General features: G+C 49.6%; 20 protein-coding genes. 7 read left to right on the top strand and 13 right to left on the bottom strand.

The features are described from left to right. Nucleotides 1-13 precede the first annotated feature (13 nt). The 4 genes from glmU to Q0852_RS18950 all read left to right on the top strand — a co-directional run bounded on the left by glmU (nt 14) and on the right by Q0852_RS18950 (nt 4,844). Complete coding sequence (gene glmU / locus Q0852_RS18965; RefSeq protein WP_299020721.1) at nt 14-1,372, top strand: bifunctional UDP-N-acetylglucosamine diphosphorylase/glucosamine-1-phosphate N-acetyltransferase GlmU; 1,359 nt, start codon at nt 14-16, stop codon at nt 1,370-1,372. Nucleotides 1,373-1,549: 177 nt separating this feature from the next. After that, nucleotides 1,550-2,317, top strand: coding sequence for a DeoR/GlpR family DNA-binding transcription regulator (locus Q0852_RS18960; RefSeq protein WP_299020718.1), 768 nt, complete (start codon nt 1,550-1,552; stop codon nt 2,315-2,317). An 18-nt stretch (nt 2,318-2,335) separates the two neighbouring features. Then, nucleotides 2,336-4,171: a glutamine--fructose-6-phosphate transaminase (isomerizing) gene (gene glmS / locus Q0852_RS18955; protein ID WP_299020716.1), complete on the top strand. Its 1,836-nt coding sequence runs from the start codon at nt 2,336-2,338 to the stop codon at nt 4,169-4,171. 295 nt (nt 4,172-4,466) lie between these two features. Continuing rightward, the gene (locus Q0852_RS18950; RefSeq protein WP_075762005.1) at nt 4,467-4,844 is read left to right on the top strand and encodes a helix-turn-helix transcriptional regulator; all 378 of its coding nucleotides are present in this window, start codon (nt 4,467-4,469) and stop codon (nt 4,842-4,844) included. A 162-nt stretch (nt 4,845-5,006) separates the two neighbouring features. Here the strand turns inward: Q0852_RS18950 and ilvA are convergent, their stop codons facing one another. Genes ilvA through ilvG form a run of 5 tightly spaced genes read right to left on the bottom strand, consistent with a single transcriptional unit; the run spans nt 5,007 to nt 11,285 of the window. Then, nucleotides 5,007-6,560: a threonine ammonia-lyase, biosynthetic gene (gene ilvA / locus Q0852_RS18945; RefSeq protein ID WP_299020713.1), complete on the bottom strand. Its 1,554-nt coding sequence runs from the start codon at nt 6,558-6,560 to the stop codon at nt 5,007-5,009. A gap of 5 nt (nt 6,561-6,565) precedes the next feature. Further along, complete coding sequence (gene ilvD / locus Q0852_RS18940; protein WP_299020711.1) at nt 6,566-8,407, bottom strand: dihydroxy-acid dehydratase; 1,842 nt, start codon at nt 8,405-8,407, stop codon at nt 6,566-6,568. Nucleotides 8,408-8,418: 11 nt separating this feature from the next. After that, a complete protein-coding gene (locus tag Q0852_RS18935; protein ID WP_299020709.1) occupies nt 8,419-9,366 on the bottom strand; it encodes a branched-chain amino acid transaminase in 948 nt (315 codons plus the stop codon). Nucleotides 9,367-9,390: 24 nt separating this feature from the next. After that, nucleotides 9,391-9,639 carry an acetolactate synthase 2 small subunit gene (ilvM, locus tag Q0852_RS18930; protein WP_299020706.1) on the bottom strand — a complete coding sequence of 83 codons (249 nt, stop codon included), beginning with the start codon at nt 9,637-9,639 and terminating at the stop codon, nt 9,391-9,393. After that, nucleotides 9,639-11,285: an acetolactate synthase 2 catalytic subunit gene (gene ilvG, locus Q0852_RS18925; protein WP_299020703.1), complete on the bottom strand. Its 1,647-nt coding sequence runs from the start codon at nt 11,283-11,285 to the stop codon at nt 9,639-9,641. Before ilvG ends, ilvM begins: the two co-directional genes overlap by 1 nt. 412 nt (nt 11,286-11,697) lie before the next feature. On the opposite strand from ilvG, the gene Q0852_RS18920 reads away from it, so the two are divergent. Further along, complete coding sequence (locus tag Q0852_RS18920; protein ID WP_299020701.1) at nt 11,698-13,230, top strand: YifB family Mg chelatase-like AAA ATPase; 1,533 nt, start codon at nt 11,698-11,700, stop codon at nt 13,228-13,230. A 61-nt stretch (nt 13,231-13,291) separates the two neighbouring features. Here the strand turns inward: Q0852_RS18920 and Q0852_RS18915 are convergent, their stop codons facing one another. The 5 genes from Q0852_RS18915 to Q0852_RS18895 all read right to left on the bottom strand — a co-directional run bounded on the left by Q0852_RS18915 (nt 13,292) and on the right by Q0852_RS18895 (nt 17,351). After that, nucleotides 13,292-13,894, bottom strand: a complete 603-nt coding sequence (locus Q0852_RS18915) for a DsbA family protein (protein WP_299020698.1) — start codon at nt 13,892-13,894, stop codon at nt 13,292-13,294. Nucleotides 13,895-13,964: 70 nt separating this feature from the next. After that, entirely contained in the window at nt 13,965-14,954 is a 990-nt protein-coding gene (locus tag Q0852_RS18910) for a serine/threonine protein kinase (protein ID WP_299020696.1), read from the bottom strand. 91 nt (nt 14,955-15,045) lie between these two features. Next, entirely contained in the window at nt 15,046-16,476 is a 1,431-nt protein-coding gene (ccoG, locus tag Q0852_RS18905; RefSeq protein ID WP_299020693.1) for a cytochrome c oxidase accessory protein CcoG, read from the bottom strand. 258 nt (nt 16,477-16,734) lie between these two features. After that, entirely contained in the window at nt 16,735-17,001 is a 267-nt protein-coding gene (locus Q0852_RS18900) for a YihD family protein (RefSeq protein WP_299020690.1), read from the bottom strand. 164 nt (nt 17,002-17,165) lie between these two features. After that, nucleotides 17,166-17,351, bottom strand: a complete 186-nt coding sequence (locus Q0852_RS18895; protein WP_299020688.1) for a hypothetical protein — start codon at nt 17,349-17,351, stop codon at nt 17,166-17,168. A gap of 320 nt (nt 17,352-17,671) precedes the next feature. Here Q0852_RS18895 and Q0852_RS18890 point away from each other — a divergent pair, with 320 nt between their 5' ends. Both Q0852_RS18890 and Q0852_RS18885 read left to right on the top strand, forming a co-directional pair. Continuing rightward, complete coding sequence (locus Q0852_RS18890) at nt 17,672-18,349, top strand: FadR/GntR family transcriptional regulator (protein WP_299020685.1); 678 nt, start codon at nt 17,672-17,674, stop codon at nt 18,347-18,349. 184 nt (nt 18,350-18,533) lie between these two features. Continuing rightward, the gene (locus Q0852_RS18885) at nt 18,534-19,196 is read left to right on the top strand and encodes a hemolysin III family protein (protein ID WP_299020682.1); all 663 of its coding nucleotides are present in this window, start codon (nt 18,534-18,536) and stop codon (nt 19,194-19,196) included. A 215-nt stretch (nt 19,197-19,411) separates the two neighbouring features. Here the strand turns inward: Q0852_RS18885 and Q0852_RS18880 are convergent, their stop codons facing one another. The 3 genes from Q0852_RS18880 to Q0852_RS18870 form a co-directional block, all read right to left on the bottom strand. Continuing rightward, nucleotides 19,412-20,008 (bottom strand): hypothetical protein, encoded by a 597-nt coding sequence (locus Q0852_RS18880; RefSeq protein WP_299020679.1) that lies wholly within the window; start codon nt 20,006-20,008, stop codon nt 19,412-19,414. Next, a complete protein-coding gene (locus tag Q0852_RS18875; RefSeq protein ID WP_299020676.1) occupies nt 19,992-20,750 on the bottom strand; it encodes a hypothetical protein in 759 nt (252 codons plus the stop codon). The genes Q0852_RS18880 and Q0852_RS18875 overlap by 17 nt, the downstream gene beginning before the upstream one ends. Before the next feature lie 359 nt (nt 20,751-21,109). Next, complete coding sequence (locus Q0852_RS18870) at nt 21,110-22,555, bottom strand: TrkH family potassium uptake protein (protein WP_299020673.1); 1,446 nt, start codon at nt 22,553-22,555, stop codon at nt 21,110-21,112. Between the last annotated feature and the right edge of the window lies 1 nt (nt 22,556).

Genomic DNA, 22,556 nt, shown 5'->3' with positions numbered 1-22,556 from the left:
AGGATACCTTATCATGAGCTTCAGTGCTGTGATCCTGGCAGCGGGCAAAGGAACCCGCATGTACTCCAACCTTCCTAAGGTACTGCATACCCTGGCAGGCAAGCCGATGGCCAAGCATGTGATTGATACCTGCAGCGGGCTGGGTGCGAATCATATCCACCTGGTTTATGGCCACGGTGGTGAGCAGATGAAAGCGACATTGGCACAAGAGCCGGTTAATTGGGTTCTACAGGCTGAACAGCTGGGAACTGGCCATGCGGTAAACCAGGCTTGTCCGGATCTGGCTGATGATGAAAAAGTCCTGATCTTGTATGGCGATGTGCCACTGATCAGCCCTGATACCCTGGATAATTTGCTTGATGCCCAGCCTGAAGGTGGAATTGCTCTGCTGACTGTAGTGCTAGACGATCCGACAGGCTATGGCCGTATTGTGCGTCGCAATGGCCCTGTTGTGGCGATTGTTGAGCAGAAAGATGCAACTGAAGAGCAGAAACTGATTAATGAGATCAATACCGGTGTGATGGTGGCCAATGGTGGCGATCTAAAACGGTGGTTGGGTCAGTTAAAGAACGACAATGCTCAGGGAGAGTATTACCTGACTGACATTATTGCTATTGCTCACAGTGAAGGTCGCGCGGTAGAAGCCGTTCATCCGGTCAAAGCGATTGAGGTGGAAGGGGTCAATAATCGTATTCAGCTGGCGAAGCTGGAGCGTGCATACCAGGCAATGCAGGCAGAGCGTCTGCTTGAGCAAGGTGTGATGTTGCGTGATCCTGCACGTTTTGACCTGCGTGGTGAGCTGCAGTGTGGCCGTGATATCGAAATTGACGTCAATGTGATTATTGAAGGCAGCGTTTCCCTGGGGGATAACGTGGTGATTGGTGCCGGCTCGATCCTGAAGGACTGTGAGATTGATGATAATACAGTGATCCGTCCTTACAGTGTTATTGAAGGCGCGACAGTCGGTGAAGATTGTACGGTTGGTCCGTTTACTCGCTTGCGTCCGGGCGCTGAGCTGGTCGGTGATTCCCATGTCGGCAATTTTGTGGAAATGAAGAAGGCGCGACTGGGTAAAGGCTCTAAGGCCAACCACCTGACTTACCTGGGTGATGCTGAGATTGGCGATCGGGTTAACATCGGTGCAGGTACCATTACCTGTAACTACGATGGTGCTAATAAGTTCAAGACAGAGATTGGCGATGATGTTTTTGTCGGTTCGGATACTCAGCTGATTGCGCCGGTGAAAGTCGCTAAGGGCGCAACTATCGGCGCTGGTGCGACAATTAACCGTGATATTGGTGAGGGCGAGTTAGTTATTACTCGCGCGCCAGCCCGTACTGTCAAAGGCTGGAAGCGACCTGTCAAAAAGTAACGCTGTTACTGATATTGAACCAAAGGCAAGGGATTTCCTTGCCTTTGTTGTTTCCAGTGATGTGCATTCCCGCTCCTTCTTTTATATGAAAAATTAATTGCACAATATTGATTACAAAAGTTTTGATCTGATAATATTGCTTTCAGTTCGAAACTTAACAGTGTCAGTTCGTAATTAATGTCGAAGCGAAACACCCAACAACGCCGCCATGCCATTGTTTCTAAAGTAAACGAGCAAGGTGAAGTCAGTGTAGACCAGTTGGCAAAGCTTTTTGCCACCTCCGAAGTGACTATCAGAAAAGATCTTGCCGCGCTGGAGAATAACGGCCTATTGTTGCGTCGTTATGGCGGAGCCATTGCCATGCCGACTGAAATGGTCAGCGATGTTGAAGAAAATGTTTCGGTTCGTAAGTTAGCGATAGCCAAAGCGGCCGCAGCTCGGATCCGTGACCATAACCGGATCATCATTGACAGCGGCAGTACCACGGCTAGCCTGATCAGCCTGCTGGGTGAAAAGCAGGGGCTGATAGTGATGACTAACTCGCTCAATGTGGCCAATGCCCTCAATGAGCTCGAGAATGAACCTACCCTGTTGATGACGGGGGGAACTTGGGACCCTCATTCAGAGGCCTTTCAAGGCCAGGTTGCCGAATCTGTTCTTCGCTCCTATGATTTTGACCAGCTGTTTATTGGTGCTGACGGCATTGATATTGCTCGAGGGACGACGACGTTTAATGAACTGGTGGGCTTGAGCCGGGTAATGGCTGAGGTATCTCGTGAAGTGGTAGTCATGGTCGAGTCGAGCAAGGTGGGGCGTAAAATTCCGAATCTGGAGCTGCCGTGGGGCAACATCCACACCCTGATCACGGATGATGGCCTGAGTGACGAAGCAAAACAACAGATTGAACAGCACGGTGTACAGGTGATCTGTACAGCGGCGGAATAAATTAGGAGAAACACGAGTATGTGTGGAATTGTTGGTGCAGTAGCACAACGTGATGTAGCAGAAATTTTGGTAGAAGGCCTGCGTCGCCTGGAATACCGTGGTTACGACTCAGCTGGCGTGGCTGTCGTTGATTCGGAAGGTAACCTACAGCGCGTTCGTCGTTTAGGCAAAGTACAAGAGCTGGCTGATGCCGTAGACGGCTCGCCACTGACCGGCGGTACCGGTATTGCGCATACCCGTTGGGCAACTCACGGTGAACCGTCAGAGATCAATGCCCACCCGCATATGTCTGGTGAAAATATTGCCCTGGTGCATAACGGCATCATCGAAAACCACGAAGAACTGCGTGCAATGCTGACTGAACGCGGTTACACCTTTGTTTCTCAGACTGATACCGAAGTAATTGCTCACTTGGTTGAGTGGGAACTTCGTAGTGCATCTACTCTGCTGGAAGCAGTACAGAAGACTGTTGCCCAGCTGGAAGGTGCTTACGGTACGGTTGTGATGGACCGCCGCGATCCTGAGCGTGTAGTCGTTGCCCGTTCTGGTAGTCCGCTGGTAATTGGTCTGGGTGTGGGGGAAAACTTCCTGGCATCGGATCAGCTGGCATTGCTTAACGTTACCCGTCGCTTTATTTTCCTGGAAGAAGGCGATGTGGCTGAAATTACCCGTCGTGAAGTGAACATCTTTGATACTGAAGGTCAGGCGGTTGAGCGCGAAGTTCACGAGTCTAACCTGCAGCAGGATGCCGCGGATAAGGGGCAGTTCCGCCACTACATGCAAAAAGAAATTTACGAGCAGCCAAGCGCACTGAGCAATACAATGGAAGGCCGTATCAGCAGCGATTCGGTGATCGTTGAAAGTATCGGTAACGGTGCCAAGGATATCCTGGAAAATGTTGAGCATGTCCAGATTGTTGCCTGCGGTACCTCTTACAATGCCGGTATGGTGGCACGCTACTGGTTTGAAGCGATGGCTGGCGTAAGCTGTGATGTTGAGATTGCATCAGAGTTCCGCTACCGCAAATTTGTTACCCGTCCGAACAGCCTGCTGATCACCCTTTCTCAATCCGGTGAGACAGCCGATACGCTGGCGGCACTGCGTCTGGCGAAAGAAAAAGGCTACATGTCGGCGATGACCATTTGTAATGTCGCTGGTTCATCACTGGTTCGTGAGTCGGATCTGGCATTCATGACTCGTGCCGGTACTGAAATAGGTGTGGCATCAACGAAAGCGTTCACTACTCAGCTGGTTACTCTGCTGATGTTCGTAACAGCGCTGGGTAAAGAGAAAGGCCTGATTGATGCAGCGAAAGAAAAAGAAATCGTTGATTCATTGCATCAGCTGCCTGTCCAGGTAGAGAAAGCACTGGCATTTGATAAGCCAATCGAGTTGCTAGCTGAAGACTTTGCAGATAAGCATCACGCGCTATTCCTAGGTCGCGGTGAGTTCTACCCGATTGCGGTGGAGGCCTCGCTGAAGCTGAAAGAAATCTCCTACATCCATGCTGAAGCGTATGCCGCAGGTGAACTGAAGCACGGTCCGCTGGCCCTGATTGATGCTGATATGCCGGTTATCGTTGTGGCTCCGACCAATGATCTGTTGGAGAAGCTGAAGTCGAATATCGAAGAAGTGCGTGCCCGTGGTGGCTTGCTGTATGTCTTTGCCGATAGCGAAGCTGGCTTTGAAGAGAGCGAAGGTATGAAGATCATCACCATGCCGCGTGTTGATGACATCATTGCGCCAATTTTCTACACCGTGCCAATGCAGCTGTTGTCTTACCATGTGGCGCTGATCAAGGGAACCGATGTCGATCAGCCGCGTAACCTTGCAAAGGCCGTTACTGTTGAATAATTAATATTGAGTTAATTCTCAGTAATAAGAAAAGGCGCCGATTACGGCGCCTTTTGTCGTTTTTGGTAGGTTGAAAGTCTACCCTCTAGACAGAGATGACGAGTTTATTGCGAAATGGGAAAAAGAGTGAATGATATGACGAACTGCGACTCAAAATAAAAATGCATCTCGTCAATAATTTATTAAGATGTTGATATAACTACACTTCGTTTGGTGTAAGAAAGTTGGCTCATGTTGTGCATCCTAGGGTTAAAAGCTAGGCAGTCTTCATTTAAATCTGTATTGGAGGTTAGACATGACGGATCCCAAAGCGAAAATAGCGGCTCGCATTAAGGAGGCTCGCGAGTGGAAAGGCCTTACCCAGGTCCATATGGCTCAGCAGCTCCGTGTTGCCAGACAAACCTATCTTGATCTGGAAACCGGGAAAACGGAACCTAAAGTAAGACTGCTGTCCGAGATCTCGGAAATCACCGAACGGCCTTTGACTTGGTTTGTGTACGGGGATGAAGGGATCGAAATATTGGAGAGTGAGTACAAAGAAGAGATTGATCGTTTGCTGCAATATTTCAGCCGTCTTCCCCATTCGGCCAGGAACGTGATCCTCCAGCAGAGCATAAACCTAGCTGGCTTCATGGCGGAATATACCCGCGCCTTGACCCAAAAGGATAAGTAATCACACAAGGTTAACTGACCTGGTTATGGAATCCAGCAAACGGAGCCGAGGGTAAAAGATTGCTGGTGCATCATATCGTATTACTATATTGAACAGCTGAAACCCCTGAAGGTGTCAAAAACAGCAGCCCTGAGGCTGCCGTTTAATGGTGACTTTCTTTACTTATTGGGCAAGGAAGAATTTATAGGAAGGATTGTCCGTTTCATCTTTCCAGTGGTAACCCAATTCACGTAGGTAGCTGGTAAAAGACAGTAAGTCTTTATCTTCCAACTCGAAACCACAAAGTACCCGGCCGTAGTCCGCTCCGTGGTTACGGTAATTGAACAGGCTGATATTCCAATGGGTACCGAGAGTGTTGAGGAATTTCAGCAGGGCCCCCGGGTATTCCGGAAATTCAAAACTATATAATCTTTCTTTTAGTGGCTTGGGTGGTTTGCCGCCAATCATATAGCGAACGTGAACTTTCGCCATCTCATCATCTGATAGGTCGACAACCGGATAACCGGCTTTGCGCAGATCCTGAATAATGCCTTCCAGCTCTTCCTGCCCCTGCATCAGCCGAATCCCGACAAAAACATTCGCCAATGTATCGTCGTTATAGCGGTAGTTGAATTCGGTGACGGCCCGTCCTCCGAGAATGTGGCAGAAATCAAGGAAAGCGCCGGGACGTTCAGGAATGGTCACCGCCAGCAGGCCTTCACGTTTTTCACCCAGCTCGCAGCGTTCGGAAATATAACGCAGGCTATGGAAGTTGAGGTTGGCGCCGGAGAGGATCGCTGCCAGCTGTTTGTTCTTTAGCTGATGTTCTTCAGTGAATTTTTTCAGGCCTGCCAGCGACAGTGCTCCGGATGGCTCGGCAATAGCCCGGGTATCTTCAAAGATATCTTTCACTGCTGAACAGATTTCATCACTGCTGACGGTAATGACATCATCAAGATACTGCTGGCACAGGCGGAATGTTTCTTCTCCGATCTGTTTGACTGCAACCCCGTCGGCAAACATACCGACTTGGCCCAGGGTGACTGGCTTCCCAGCATCAAGCGCCGCTTTAAGGCTGGCTGAGTCTTCTGCTTCTACCCCGATCACCTTGATTTCCGGCAGCAGTTGCTTGAGTAATACTGAAACTCCGGCAGCCAAGCCACCGCCGCCAACGGGGACGAAGACATAATCGAGGTGACCGTTTTGCTGAACCAGTTCGATCCCGATGGTGCCCTGCCCGGCAATCACAGAAGGGTGATCGAACGGTGGAATGAAGGTATAGCCATGTTGGTAGGCCAACTGTTCTGCATGGGCTTTGGCTTCGTCGAAGTTACTGCCGTGCAGTACGACATTACCACCGAAGCTGCGTACTGCGTCGACTTTGATATCTGGGGTGGTTTGCGGCATCACAATGGTGGCATTGACCCCCAAGTGTTTGCCTGACATGGCAAGCCCCTGGGCATGGTTACCTGCCGAGGCGGCAATCACGCCAGCCTGGCGCTGGCTATCGGTTAGTTGTGACATCATGTTGTAGGCGCCGCGCAGCTTGAATGAGTGGACCGGCTGGCGATCTTCCCGTTTTAGCTGAACGGTATTACCGATCCGGTTCCCGAGGCGCGCCATGGTTTGTAACGGGGTGACTTGTGCCACCTCGTAGACCGGCGCCCGAAGGATATTGCGAAGGTAGTCGGCTCCGCTGGGTAGCGCTACATCTTCGGCCTGTTTCACTTCGCTCATTGTCATTATCCTTCTAGCTTGGTTTTGTCACGGACAGCCCCTTTATCGGCGCTGGTAGCAAGGTTGGCATAGGCCCGCAGGGCGAATGACACTTCGCGTTGGCGGTCAAGCGGTTTCCAGCCCTGCTGGTTGGCTGTTTCGCGGCGGGCCGCCAGGGTTGCTTCATCCACTTTGAGATTGAGCGAGCGGTTGGGAATATCAATAGCAATGATATCGCCGTTTTCGATCAGCCCAATGGTGCCGCCGTTGGCTGCTTCCGGGGAGACATGGCCGATGGATAGCCCACTGGTACCGCCGGAGAAGCGACCATCGGTGATTAGCGCACACTCTTTGCCCAACCCCATGGATTTCAGGTAGGTGGTCGGGTAGAGCATTTCCTGCATACCCGGTCCGCCCTTTGGTCCTTCGTAGCGGATGATCACCACATCGCCGGCTTTGACCAGGCCGCCGAGGATTCCTTCAACGGCAGTTTCCTGGCTCTCAAATACGACGGCTGGGCCGGTAAAGGTCAGGCAGCTCTTATCGACTCCTGCCGTTTTGACGATACAGCCGTCCAGAGCCATGTTGCCTGATAGCACAGCCAAGCCACCGTCTTGGCTGAACGCATGCTCCTTGCTGCGGATACAGCCATTTTCTCGGTCATCATCCAAACTGTCCCAGCGGCAGTCTTGGGAAAAAGCCTGGGTAGTGCGGATCCCGGCCGGGCCGGCACGGTAGAAGCGTTTAACATCCTTAGATTCGGTCTTAACCACGTCGAATTCGGTTAGTGTTTCGGCAAAGGTTTGGCCGAGGACGTTATGGCAGCCGTTATGGAACAAGCCTGCACGGTCAAGTTCAGCCAGGATGCCGTAGACCCCGCCGGCGCGGTGGACATCTTCCATATGGTATTGCGGGGTCGACGGTGCGACTTTGCAAAGGTGTGGAACTTGGCGGGACATGCGGTCGATGTCTTCCATGGTGAAGTCGATCTCTCCTTCTTGGGCTGCGGCTAGAAGATGAAGGACGGTATTGGTAGAGCCGCCCATGGCGATATCGAGGGCCATGGCATTCTCGAATGCCTGCTTGGTCGCAATGTTGCGCGGCAAGGCACTGGCATCATCTTGTTCGTAGTAGCGCTTGGTGAGTGCGACAATGCGCTTACCGGCATTGATAAATAATTGCTTACGGTCGGCATGCGTCGCTAGCATCGACCCATTCCCTGGTTGGCTCAGGCCAAGGGCTTCGGTGAGGCAGTTCATCGAGTTGGCGGTAAACATTCCAGAGCATGAGCCGCAAGTTGGGCAGGCGGATCGTTCGATCTGTTCACTCTGCTCATCAGATACGGTTGGATCGGCTCCTTGGATCATTGCATCAACCAGATCCAGCTTGAGGATCTGATCAGACAGTTTGGTTTTACCGGCTTCCATCGGTCCACCAGAAACAAAAATTACCGGGATATTCAGGCGCAACGAGGCCATCAGCATTCCCGGGGTGATTTTGTCGCAGTTAGAAATGCATACCATGGCATCGGCGCAGTGGGCGTTAACCATGTATTCGACTGAATCAGCAATCAGCTCCCTGGATGGCAGTGAGTACAGCATGCCGCCGTGGCCCATTGCGATACCGTCATCTACGGCAATGGTATTGAATTCTTTAGCGATCCCCCCAGCGGCTTCTATTTCCCTCGCTACCAGCTGACCTAGATCTTTAAGGTGAACATGGCCGGGAACAAACTGGGTGAATGAGTTGACGACGGCAATGATTGGCTTGCCGAAGTCTTCATCTTTAACGCCGGTCGCTCGCCATAAAGCGCGCGCACCCGCCATGTTTCGTCCATGAGTTGTTGTTGCACTACGATATTGAGGCATTGTTGGTTCCTTTATTGAGCAGAGGGTGCGTCTTCAGAATATACGTAATCTAACCAGCCCCACTTATCTTCGGTGGTGCCGTTAAACAGGCCGAAGTATGCTGCCTGGATATCTTGGGTGATTGGACCTCGTTTGCCTTCGCCCACGGTGATTTGGTCGACGCTGCGGACTGGAACGATCTCGGCTGCCGTACCTGTCATGAAAATTTCATCGGCGATATATAATGCTTCCCGGGCAATATTTTCTTCATGCACCTCATAACCCATTTCTTTAGCAAGTACCATGATAGAGTCACGAGTGATGCCCGGAAGGATAGCGCTGGTGGCTGGTGGAGTGAGTAATACACCATTTTTGACGACAAAAATGTTTTCGCCCGCCCCTTCAGAAAGATAACCGTCAACGCTTAAAGCGATACCTTCGGCATAACCGTGGCGACGCGCTTCGCTGCCAACCAATAGTGAGGAGAGGTAGTTTCCTCCTGCCTTCGCTGCGGTAGGGATAGTATTGGGTGCAGCGCGGTTCCAGCTTGAAATCATCGCATCTACACCATTTTTTAGTGCTTCCTCTCCGAGGTATGAGCCCCAAGGGAAAGCGGCAACAATGAGATCCATTTCAGTCTCTACAGGTGGGCATACACCGAGACCGACATTGCCGACATAACCCAATGGGCGAATGTATGCGGATTCTAATTTGTTGACTCGGATCGTCTCACGGCAAATTTCCATTAGCTCTTCTGAGGTGTATGGAATAGGAAACCGATATATTTTTGCTGAGTTTTTAAGGCGATCCATGTGTTCCTTATGGCGGAAAACAATCGGGCCTTTTGGGGTGTTGTAGCAGCGGATACCTTCAAAAACCGAAGTACCGTAGTGCATAGCATGGGTTAATACATGAACGTTTGCGTCTGCCCAAGGAACTATTTCGCCATTAAACCAAATATAATCTGCTGTGTTTGCCATGTTGTGCTCCTTCCTTATGATGCACTAATCTCGCTTTTCTAATATTGTTGTTTCGACGGTGCTGATATCCCATAGTTTTTCGATTTGATTGATCAACGTCGTGATGGGACGATCACTGTCTACGATAATTTCTATACGGGCTATTTTGCTTTCGTGATTTTGTGTTGCAGTGACTTGTTTAATTATAAAACCACGGTGACGAACAACGCGTAGAACACGCTCTAATAATACTGGCTTATCATCCGCTTTGATGTCGAGTAAATATCTTTCCATTAGGTATTCTCCAGCATATCTTGGTTTGCAGCACCTGGCGGGACCAGAGGCCACACGTTTTCTTCTTCAGAGATCAGAACGTGGAGTAGGTACGCGGTTTTACTGGCGAGCATCTCTTTTAAAGCCGGTTCGACTTCTTCTTTCTTGGTAATCGTTTTGCCCGGAATACCAAAAGCACTCGCCAGTACGACGAAATCCGGGTTGTCATCCAAAATAGTTTCGCTGTGGCGGCCATCAAAGAACAGGGATTGCCACTGCCTTACCATACCGAGACGCTGGTTGTTGAGTAGTACCATCTTCACCGGGATTTGTTTGCGTTTAAGCGTACCCAGCTCTTGCACGTTCATCATGAACGAGCCATCCCCTGAGATCAGAATCGACTCATCGTCCGGCCTGGCAACTTTTGCACCCATCGCGGCGGGCAGTCCAAACCCCATCGTCCCCAAGCCTGCGGAGGTAATATAATTTTGCGGCTCGCGGGGCTGGGTATGTTGCGCGGCCCACATCTGGTGTTGACCGACATCGGTTGAGATCATCGCACTGTCAGGCATCATATCTGACAGTTGTTTCAGCAGGAGCGGTGCATAAATGAGATCGCCCGGGTGGTCATAGCGCCATTTGAAATCAGAACGTAAATTTTCACTGTGCTGTACCCAAGGTGTGATGTCCTGGGATAGTTCCAGCTGCGGCAGAATGGCGTTGATATCACCGCGCAGCGGTGCATGAGCGTGACGTAGCTTGCTGAATTCTGCCGCATCAATATCCAAATGAATGACTTTGGCATGCGGGGCAAAGGTATCCAGTTTGCCTGTCACCCGGTCATCAAAGCGGGCACCAACAACAATCAGTAAATCAGATTCTTGTACCACTAAGTTTGCAGCCTTGGTGCCGTGCATACCGAGCATCCCCAAGTAGTGAGGATCATGGCGCTCTATTGTTCCCAGCCCTTTTAGCGTACTGACGGAAGGCATTGGGTTTTGTCGTAGAAATGAGCGTACAGTTTCGGTGGCTTTGGCTAGTTGAACGCCGCCGCCAACGTAGAGTACCGGGCGCTGGCTAGCAGATAAAATACGCTGAGCTTTCACGATTGAGTCTGCTGTTACAACGGGAATTGCTGGCGGGGCAAAATATGGCAGAGCGTCAACTGGAGCCTGGGCGAGCTGAACATCTTTAGCGATATCAACAACAACCGGCCCTGGTCGGCCTGCTTTGGCTACTTCAAACGCCTCCGCTAAGGTTGGCGCAAGATCGTCGATATCTGTAACGAGATAGCTGTGTTTAGTACATGATAGAGACATGCCAATCACATCCATTTCCTGGAAGGCATCGGTACCGATGTGCGAGCTGGCTACTTGCCCCGTGATTGCAACCAGCGGAATCGAGTCAAGAAATGCATCGGCTAATCCTGTGACCAGGTTGGTCGCACCAGGGCCAGAGGTGGCCATGCAAACCGCGACATCCTGAGTTGCTCGGGCCATACCGATAGCAGCCATGGCTGCCCCTTGTTCGTGACGGCATAAGATGTGGTCAACGCCGCCGTCATACAGGGCATCATAGATTGGCATGATTGCACCGCCCGGGTAACCAAATACTGTGGTGATCCCCTGCTGCTGCAGCGCTGTAACAACTAATTCTGCTCCTGTCATCGCTGCTTCCTTCCCTTGCTTGCGATTTGCCGAGATATTGTGTGTTTGTTATATCGGCAACTTTTCGAATTGTGTGTAAAAAAAAGCCCCCGGACCGGTTGGTGCGGGGGCTATTTTGCGTATGTTGTGTTTGTTGCTATTTTACGCCTGCCAGCCCCTCTCGCGGTGAAATAATCACCACGATGACGTTAATAATGAGAGAAATAGCTTTGGCGTTAAATTGCATTTACTGACTGTCCAGTTTTATTGTTTATTTGTTGCTCTTTTTAGTGTTAACACAGACATGGCTCGCATGACAAGTAAAAAGTTAAGAATAATTTGCAAAGCATCTGCATAAATCAATCCTGTATGCCACCTATTTGTTATCGTTTGGGTCTGTTCATTGGATGAAAATTCACAAGGAAAAGTGTAGATGACCCTTGCAATAGTTCATAGCCGGGCCTGTGTCGGTGTCGATGCGCCTCCGGTAACGGTTGAAGTACATATCAGCAATGGAATGCCGGCCCTCACTTTGGTCGGCTTGCCGGAGACGACGGTTAAGGAAGCCCGGGATCGGGTTCGCAGTGCCATCGTTAATGCTAACTTCGAGTTTCCTTCCCGGCGGATCACGGTGAATCTTGCACCGGCGGATCTGCCTAAGGAAGGAGGACGGTTTGACCTTCCTATCGCATTGGGGATTTTGGCCGCTTCGGGACAAATACCTGCTAATAAGCTGCAATATTTTGAGTTTTTAGGGGAGTTGGCACTTTCAGGAAAGTTGCGTCCGGTTAAAGGTGCCCTGCCTGCGGCATTAGCTGCGAAACAGTCTGAACGTTGCTTGGTTGTTCCTGATAGTAACGGCGATGAGGTGGCATTGGTGGGGCGGGATTGCCATAAGTCTGCGCCGGACTTGTTGGCCGTTTGTGGCATGCTATGTGGGCAGAATCAGCTCAGTCTCTATTGCCGGAGTCCGCAGGCGGTTGAGGCTGATTCTTCTTTGGTTTGTCGGGATATGCAGGATATTATCGGCCAGCAACAGGGCAAGCGAGCGTTGGAGATTGCGGCGGCGGGAGGACATAACCTCTTGTTCCTCGGCCCTCCTGGTACCGGTAAGACTATGTTGGCCTCGAGGCTGTGTGACCTGTTGCCGGAGATGAGTGTCGATGAAGCGTTGGAAACAGCGGCTGTGGCCTCGCTGACCCAACAGACTTTGCACGAGGGAAACTGGCGTCAGCGGCCATTTCGTACGCCGCACCATTCCAGCTCGATGGCTGCATTAGTGGGCGGGGGATCGATTCCGAGGCCGGGAGAGATCTCGCTGGCACATAACGGAATACTGTTTCTGGATGAAATGCCGGAATTTGAGCGCAAGGTGCTTGATTCCTTGCGCGAGCCTCTGGAGTCCGGTGAGATTGTGATTTCCCGGGCAACGAGTAAAACGTGTTTTCCGGCTCGTTTTCAGTTGATTGGCGCATTAAACCCCAGCCCGACTGGTTACTATGAGGGGAATCAGTCCCGGACTAACCCTCAGGCTATTTTACGTTACCTCAGCCGGTTGTCCGGTCCCTTGCTCGACCGGTTTGATATGTCGATTGAGATCCCGGCCTTGCCGCGCGGTACGTTGGCGGAAGGGGGCGATCGGGGGGAGCCCAGCACGGTGATCCGCCAGAGGATTTTACAGGCTCGGGAAGGAATGCTGGCTCGGAGCGGTAAGGTCAATGCCCTGCTCTCGACCCGTGAGCTTGATCGCTACTGCGAGTTAGAAAAAAATGATGCTGAATTTCTCGAAAATGCCCTGCACCAGCTAGGGCTGTCGATCCGCGCTTATCATCGTATTATCAAGGTTGCCAGAACGATTGCCGATCTGTCTGGTTGCCGATACATTGAGCGGGGGCATCTGGCCGAGGCGTTGGGTTACCGCGCTATGGATAGGCTGATGAAGCAGCTGACGGCGCAGGTGATATAAGAGGAAATAAACAGAAATGAAATAAGGGCCGCGAGAGCCCTTATTGTCACTGAAGGGTAAATTATTTTTTTAGCAGGAAGTTAACCAGATCAAAATATTCATCCATATTTTTTATCTTGTCAGTTTTTACCAGGTATTTGTTGTTAATGATTAGGGCTGGTACGCCAGCTAAGCCGCTGTCCTGGAAGGCTTTGTTGAAGCGGTTAACCATAGAGTTAACTGCAAAGCTGTTGAAAGCGCCATCGAACTGTTTGGCTTCGATACCTTCATCAATGAAGATTTGGCGGATTTCCTGGTCATTACGCGGTGGTTTTTGCATGGTGTGAATACGGTTAAACATCACCGGCAGAATTTTCTCTTCCACACCCAGGACAATGGATGTCGCATAGGCTTTGCTCATGGATTTACCCATTGGGCCACCCATAAAAGAGACGTGGTTTTTCTGTATGTTGGCATTATCCGGCAGGATCTTTTTTAGTGCCCGGATAGTGGATTCAAACTGGTAACAGTGCGGGCAATAAAATGAGAAAAATTCGGTGACAAGCGGGCTGCTGGATTTTTGCGTATTCAATACCTTGTAGTAATCACCTTCGGTAAATTTTGCTGCCTGGACAGAAAAAGACAGCAAGGCGACGCTTGCTAGTGCGATGAGTTTCTTAAACATGTTTCGAAATACTCCCTCAATATGGACTGAAATAACCGTGGTTATTGTTCCGTTTGTGTTCTTTGTATTATTACCACTGCGGCATTAGTTGCAATGGTGGTTCGTTCAATGCGGCCAGTTGCTCTTTAAAGGCCAGTACCTGCCCTTCCCAGTATTTGGTATCGGCAAACCACGGGAAGGCACGCGGGAATGCCGGATCTTCCCAGCGTTTGGCCAGCCAAGCCATATAGTGCACCATTCTAAGACCGCGTAAAGGCTCAATAAGTTGCAATTCTTTGTGATTGAAATCGGCAAATTCACTGTAGGCTTCCAGCACGGTGTCAAGCTGGGCCATCTGGTCGTGGCGTTCGCCGTTAAGCAGCATCCACAGATCCTGGACGGCTGGGCCATTGCGGGCGTCGTCCAGATCGACAAATAACGGGCCGTCACGCCACAGGATATTTCCCGGATGGCAGTCGCCGTGCAGCCGTTGTGACTGCCAGTCGCTGTACCAGTGTTGTTCAAGTTCACGGATCAGTAGGTCGAGATCGGCGAAAAAGACGGTTTTCAGGTGTTCGGGAATAAAGTCGGCATTTTCCAGGATCTGGCGTGGTTGGTGCAGGTATTCGGTCAGGCCGATGGTCGGACGGTGTTGGAATGGCTGGCGCTGGCCAACCCGATGGATGCGGCCGAGGTAGCGTCCTACCCACTCCAGGTGGTCGAAGTTGTCGACTTCAAACTGACGTCCGCCCAAGCTCGGAAACAGTGCAAAGCGGTGTTCCTGGAAGTGGTGCAGAGACTGGCCGTTGAAGGCAATCGGTGCGGCGACCGGAATATCCTGTTCGAGAAGTTCATGGGTAAAGTCATGTTCTTCCTGGATTTGCTCACTGCTCCAGCGCTGGGGACGGTAAAACTTTGCGACATACCGGGCACCGTCCTCGGCACTAAACTGGTAGACCCGGTTTTCGTAGCTGTTAAGGGGCAGTAGTCCTGATTCAGCTCGTACACCGACACTATCGAGGGCATCGAGTAGCAGATCGGGGGTTAGATCAGAAAAACTAAAACCATCTTGTTGTGTCATTTGACAAATTCCGCAGCCAGTTATGAGAGCTTGTCAGTATAACACTTGAAAAGGGCTGATAATGGCCCTTTTCTTTATGCCGCGAGGAAGGTTAGCGTAGCTCGCCGATAAAACGGCTCTCTGTTTTGATTTCTATTTTCTCGCTGTCATCCCCTCTTTCTATCACAAAGGTGATATCGGCAATCGGCGATTGCAGCAGGTAGGGATCGACTCCGAGGCTGACAGGTAAGGTAAAGACTTCGCCAGCAGCTACGGCTACCTGTTGCTGGCCGTACCATTCAATTTCTTCCAGCCCCTCTACACGTAGGCTATAGATTGCAGGTTGCTGGGTTTTATTAAGAAGTTTTAGGGTATAGGTGTTCTCGACCAGCCCTTCGCTGTTGATCTTAAACAGTTGGTTCCTGTCTCTGATCACATCCAGTCCCATAGGTTGAACCGAAGCCAGCAGGAAGAAGAACAGCCCGATCATTGCAATCATCACTGTTCCATACCCCAGCAGTTTCGGACGCATGACATGGGTTTTGTGCCCTTCCAGTTTGTGCTCGGTGGTATAGCTGATCAGGCGTTTCTCATAGCCCATTTTGGCCATGGTTTCATCGCACGCATCAACACAGGCACCGCAGTTGATGCATTCGTATTGCAGCCCGTCCCGGATATCAATGCCGGTCGGACAAACCTGGACGCACAAATTACAGTCGATGCAGTCGCCCAAACCGAGTGCCTTGGGATTTTTCCTACGTGGGCGCGGGCCTCGGGCTTCCCCGCGGGCAACATCATAGCCGACGATATAGGTGTCTTTGTCAAACATTGCTGACTGGAAGCGGGCATATGGGCACATATGGATGCAGACAATTGAGCGCATCCAGCCGGCATTGGCATAGGTACAGCCGGTGAAGAATAGTACCCAGAACCCGGCCCAGAAACTCACCTCGAAGGTAAAGAAGTCAGTGACCAGTGATTTGACTGGCTGGAAGTAGCCAACGAAGGTCAGGCCGGTTGCCAGGGCTACGGTCAGCCAGGCGGCATGCTTGAGCACTTTCCTGCCAAGCAGTTTACCGGATAGTTTGATGCTGTCTTGCTTGCGCCTTTTGTTCGCTGGTCCTTCGAGTTTTTCTTCAAACCAAATGTATATAAATGTCCATACGGTTTGTGGACAGAAATAACCGCACCAGATCCGGCCGAGAAAAGTGGTGACAAAAAACAGGGCAAAAGCCGCGATCATAAACAGGGTGGCGAGCAGGGTTAGATCCTGGGGCCATAAGGTAGTGCCGAAGAAGTTGAATTGCTGCTGGCCGATATCCAGCAGGATAGCTTGGCGGTCTCCATAGGGGATCCATGGGGTGCCCATAAACAGCAGCATCAGTACCCAGCCCATTTTCTGCCGTAACCGTTGGTAGATCCCTTTGACAGCTCGGACATAGATACGGTTACCGGGGTTGAAGCGATCGGCATTGCCTTTGTGAGTCTTGGAATTGAATTGTTTCGGAGTGACATCCTTGATGTCGATTTTCTCTTGGCTCATGACATTACTTTCCTTGGGTTCCCCCCACCATTAACTATAGTTGGAGGTGCTGGCCGGTACATTGCCGAGCCAATAATGTTGTAATTAACAGGTGTATGTTATCAGCTGATTATATAACGGGCGTTTTTGTTATAAATTTAACAGGGTCATAGTTTGAGCGACGGCGTGAAGTGCCGGAGATAGGGCGGAGGTTGAGAGGTCAAAGGGAGCTATTGGCTGGACACATGAGCAGTGAGCCCAGCCATTTCACAGGCTGTGTTATTTGATAATGCCTCGCGCGCGTAGGATTGCGGTTTTGAAGTCGTCTTCGCAATCTTTAGCGATGCCTGGGATCATGTCCTGTTTGTCGCTGTTACGCATTTTAAGGTGGTAAATCAGGACATCGTCAGTCAGATCTTCTAGCTTACCGTGATACTTGGCTTCTTCCGCAAGTTTTAGCAGGAATTCGACCAGGTTCAGGTCTGGATCTTTTTGCCATTCTGGATGCAGTAGCTCAATCAGTTCATTGACGCGATGGGTCTTCATAGTTAACTCCACAATTTAGGCTGGATGAATCGTCGGCGATTCTATTGTCATCATTTTATTGTGGGTAAATTAACGCAAACCAGATAATGATACAAACAGCGTTGATGAGGTGGAAAAAACAAAGGCAGCCACGAGACTGCCTTAGTTAGTTGCGTGAGCCGGGATCAGGCGGCGTGTTCATTCTTTGAATGGACGCTTGTGATCATCGGTTCTGGTGTGGCTATCGTACGCACATCGGCAACATGTTTGGGCGCAGACTTCGCTTTGAAAGTCGGTGCGTGAGAGGTTGCACGTAAACGAGATGGGCTACGACGGGTAGTAACATACCTGACGGAAGATGCAGGGCGCATTAATCACCTATAGTCAGGCGCATCCGTGGCCATAATTAAAAAAATATAACCGCAGTTTATTGTTTTGCTGGCAAAGCCGATCCTATGCGGAAATATTGGACTGTTTGATTTTTTTCGCCGCGAGAATAGCAGCTGTAGGGGGTAAAGTCGAGCAAATAGTAACCAGGCAATATTATGCATCAACCTGAATCGGCTGGGTTAATGGTGAGAAAATGTTAGTCTCATTGGCAACTGTGAAGATTAGCCGTTTCTCGACGGATGCTTTATGGTCTAATGCGTGTAGCTGGCAACTATTATAAAAATAGCCCGGGAGGGAATGAATGGAACGGGATCAGCAGCGGTTAGTCACTAATCGCAATTTATCTTATAAACTGGCTGAGTCGATTGGCCAGAGAATTTTACAAGGTGAAATTACTCCGGGTGATATCTTGCCGGGTGAAATGGAATTGGGCGAGATATATGGCGTCAGCCGGACGGCAGTGCGCGAAGCTATCAAGATGCTGGCGGCTAAAGGCATGGTGCTGCCTCGCCCGCGGATTGGAACTCGGGTATTGCCGAAGCGAAACTGGAATTACCTAGATCAGGATTTGTTGGCGTGGCTGAGCTTTGACCACCATAACGAGTTGGTTGAAGAATTTCAGCGGGTACGTATTACCCTAGAGCCGGAAGCGGCAGCGCTAACAGCAATCCATGCTTGTGATGAAGATCGTGCCGAGTTACAGGTGCTGATGGAAGAGATGTATAAATTGGGCGAATCTTTTGATCAGGAAAGGTGGATTGAAGTGGATACCCGGTTCCATCAGTTAATTTATTTTGCATCGGGCAACCACTTTATCAGCCCGTTCGGTAATATTTTCAAGGCTGTGTTTGAAAATTACTTCCGGGTTATTACCCGTGATCGCCTGCTTAAACTTGAGATTCACCAGCGCATTGTTGATGGTATTTTCGCTCGGGATCCCGAAGCGGCCCGTCAGGCAACCATTGACCTGCTGAAATAAGCCAAATCACGATCATCATAAAGACGGAGCCTCAGGCTCCGTTTCTTTTTCCTGCCTGTCATGATTAACAGATTACAATAAGAATAATTTACATTTATTCTTTACTTTCAGCTTACACCTGTAAGCCAAATGTGCCATACTGCTCATCTATTGAGCTTTAACTCTATTATGGGAAGGCAAAAAGATGGCCAAAAGTGTTGCAGTAGCTGAGTCTGAGTACTCTGTCGCAGAGGAAGTGGCAAATAGCATCAGCCATGGATTAGGAATGATTTTCGGCATCGTTGGATTGGTGTTGTTGCTGAATCAGGCCTTGGAAGCCAATGCGGATGTGTTGAGTATTACCAGTCTGAGTATCTATGGCGGCAGTATGATCCTGCTGTACTTAGCTTCGACGTTATACCACGCTATTCCCTTCGAGCGGGCCAAGCGCGCGCTTAAGACTTTTGACCACTGTGCCATCTATCTGCTGATTGCCGGTACTTATACTCCCTTTTTGTTGATCTCGTTACGAACACCGTTAGCAATCACCTTGATGGCGGTGATCTGGGGCTTAGCGTTGATCGGGATTGTGCTGAAAATTATTTTTGTCTACCGCTTCAAACGACTGTCTCTGGCAACGTACCTGACGATGGGCTGGCTTTCCCTGGTGGCGATTTACCAGCTGGCGTTGTCGCTATCGACTGGCGGATTAGTTTTGTTGGCCGCCGGTGGCATCATTTATTCATTGGGTGTGGTGTTTTACGTCAATGAACGGGTACCTTACAATCATGCAATCTGGCACCTGTTTGTATTAGGCGGGACGGTCTGTCACTTCCTGGCGATTTATTTCTATGTCCACCCGGTTTAATCGCCTTTTTCAAATATGCAGGTATTTGATTACCACCAAGCCTCAGCCAATTGAAGTTAACGCTGAGGCATGGTCTAGGTTATGTGTATGAATTATGTTAATCCCAGTAGAAGAGAATAAAGCTTTTAAAAGTATTGAAGAGAGTACCTACCGCCGTCATTTTTGATGGGTAATATTTTAGTGAGCTGTGTGATGAGCGGCTTTTTATGAACTCACTACAGGCTATACTTTCGTTGGTACTGTGTAAAAATTTTCTCCTGATGTAGCTTAAATTCCTCAACAGTCGGTGTGACTCCTTGTTGCCTTTGTGTTTCTAGCCAATCCAGCAGTTCAGTCCGTACCGGATACCCTTCTTCAATACAATAACCTGAAGCTTTTAACCAGATGGTGGGGGCTCCCAGAGTTGCCCCTGTATACCAGGCACATGAGGTATATCCCTTGTCTTCAAGCCAGTTGTTTAGTTGCCAGTAGTAGAGCCACCACGCCAGTATAAATAAAGGAAAACAACAAATAATTACCATTATCCCCTGTTGTTGCCTGTGATTAGAAAAACGTCCAAGTAATCGTTGCCAAAGGCCAAAGATCAGAACAAAAAAAGCTGGCATCATGAATAAGAATGGTGGTATTACAGAACGTACTTTTAAAGCTACAGGTTGTTCCCCTGTGCGACTCAGGATTTCTATCTCTTCAATTAGTGCATAGCCATATCCCGTTACTATTACACATAGTAACACCAGGAAAAAAATGATTTTCCCGAGCGGAATTGATGGGATTTGAACGGGTGAATCAGGCATATCAATACCTTCTGCCATAATAAGGAATACCAAACAAACGGTGCATAAAGCCAACAGGATCGTAAGTATATTGGTGCTCAGCTTGCTTAATATCTTTTTGGATATTGGCTAACCCTGTTCGAGTGTCTTCTTCTAGATCTCGGAGGCTATCTGATATTCTTTTTGACAAGGAATCTGAATCAATGAAAGCAGAGGTAAAAAGAGTTAAAGCACCTCCAACAACCACGACAGCTAGCATAGGACCAACCGCAACCATGGCAGCCGTACCTCCAACATAGGTAGCAATCGAGCCCCAAGCTATTCCGGAAGAGACTGCAGCAACACCCACATCTACAGCAAGCCCTCCGATGAAATCATGCCATGTCGCTTGGTCATTTAACATTTGCTCAAAGGCATGGAAAGTTACAGAAATGATGATAGTGGTAATAAAACCACCTTTAATGGCATTTTTCACACCTAATTTTCCAATGCTAAAAGAAATGACCTTGGGGTTACCCTTGTAGGTTTTTATTTGGTATTTAGCAAAAGTATTACCGCTACGCTTCATTTCCAGAGCTATAGCTCCTAGTACCTGAACATCTATTGTTAGTGGTATTAGTCCGGAGCTAGTCTTTAAGGCTCCTTTATGTTGTTCCCAAGTATCAGATATGATTTTTTCCTTTTTTAGAGTATGGCTAATATATTCAATGGATTGTGTTCTGCTCATGCCTTTTAAACGATTTACATTGATTACAAAGTCAATAAATTCGTTTGCATTCATTTGAATCATCGTATGTTGATTTTTTCAAGGGCGCATTGTATCTGCTTTTGACGTTGCCGTTGATTTAAAGCTCGGTGAGCATATGCTGACATAAGGTGTATCCCTACACTTAGTAAACAATAAGATAATAAATGAGATGATTAGATTACTATTCAAGATTGGAACTAATGCATATTTAAAAAATAGTTATTAGTAATAATATAAAACCATTGGCTGGTTAATTATTCATTAGTTTTACTGATTGTGAAATGATTCAAATGTTATTGGTTGAGTATCAACTGTAGTTGTTTATCTTATTGGAGATAAATCCCATTATGGATTGTGCTGTAAGGAGGCTGTGAAGCCTCCTCCTATTTGGCTTAGTTTCGCCAGAAGGCCGGAAAAAATACGACCAGGACGGTAAGGATTTCTAGCCTTCCCATCAGCATGCCGAAACTTAAGGTCCACTTGGCGAGATCTGGCAAAGAGGCAAAATTGCCAGTCGGGCCGATCACTTCTCCCATTCCCGGTCCGACATTGGCGACCGCAGTTACGGCCCCGGTAATACTGGTGATCGAATCGAGTCCCTGCATACCGAGCACTGCGGCCACAATCACGATGGTGATAATGAACGTCAGGGCAAAGGCGACAACCGAGCGGACAATTCCGTCGGTAACTGGACGGCCATTGTAGCGCTGGATGAAAACACCGGATGGATGGATAAGCTGCATCATCTGCTTGCGTAGCAGGGCAAAGGCAACCTGGAAGCGGAAGATTTTGACACCGCCGGCGGTTGAGCCCGAGCAGCCGCCAACTAGCATGATGAAGGCAAAAATAATGGTCGGGAAAGGCCCCCATGACGTGAAGTCATCAAGCCCGAATCCGGTGGTGGTGACGACCGAGATGATATTGAATAGCGAGACCCGGAATGCATCAAGGAAACGGTAGTTCAGTTTCCAGGTTAGCCAGAGTGCGACAGCCAGTCCGGCACTCAGTACCAGTAAGGTGAATCCCCGGACTTGGGCGTCGCTGAGCAGGGCTGTGGCTTCTTTCTTGCGCAGGACCTGGACAAACAGCAGGAACGGCAGGCCACCGGCAAACATGAACACGATAGCTACCCAATGGGCAGTATTGGAGAAGTGATTCATCGAGCCGTCTGAGGTGGAGTAGCCGCCGGTCGACAGCGTGGTAAAGGCGTGGTTGATGGCATCGAAGGTATTCATCCCGGCCATCAGATAGCCAAGAATGCACAGCCCGGTCAGGGTCAGGTACACATTGACAATGTTTTTGGCCACGTTCTTGGTTCGCGGTGAGCTTTTATCGGACCAGTCGGATGATTCTGTCTGGAACAGGCGCATACCACCGACGTTCAACATCGGTAAGATTGCCACCCCCATCACGATAAAGCCGATCCCCCCAAGCCATTGCAAGGTAGAACGCCATAGCAAGATACTCGGCGCCATGTTATCGAGCCCGCTGAGTACGGTGGAACCTGTGGTGGTGATCCCCGACATGGTCTCGAAATAGGCATCGGTAAAGCTGATGTGATTGATAAACACGAATGGCAACGCTGCAAAGGCACTGGAGATGGTCCACACCAGGGTGGTGATCAGGAACATATCCCGCACCCCCAGTTTAAACTCAGCTGTCCGGCCGAATGTCAGGCACAGGAAGGCCACCGAGTGAGTGATCAGGACGGCGGTTGCAAAATCGATAAATCCCCCGGTTCCGGTGAAAAAAGCCACCAGAGTCGGGACGTACATAAACAGGGCGATCTTGGATAAGACCAGCCCTATTACAAACAAAATGGGACGGTAATTGACCATA

This window comes from uncultured Photobacterium sp., from assembly GCF_947502415.1.
GTDB lineage: Bacteria > Pseudomonadota > Gammaproteobacteria > Enterobacterales > Vibrionaceae > Photobacterium.
This window is presented reverse-complemented; position numbering and strand designations above follow the sequence as displayed.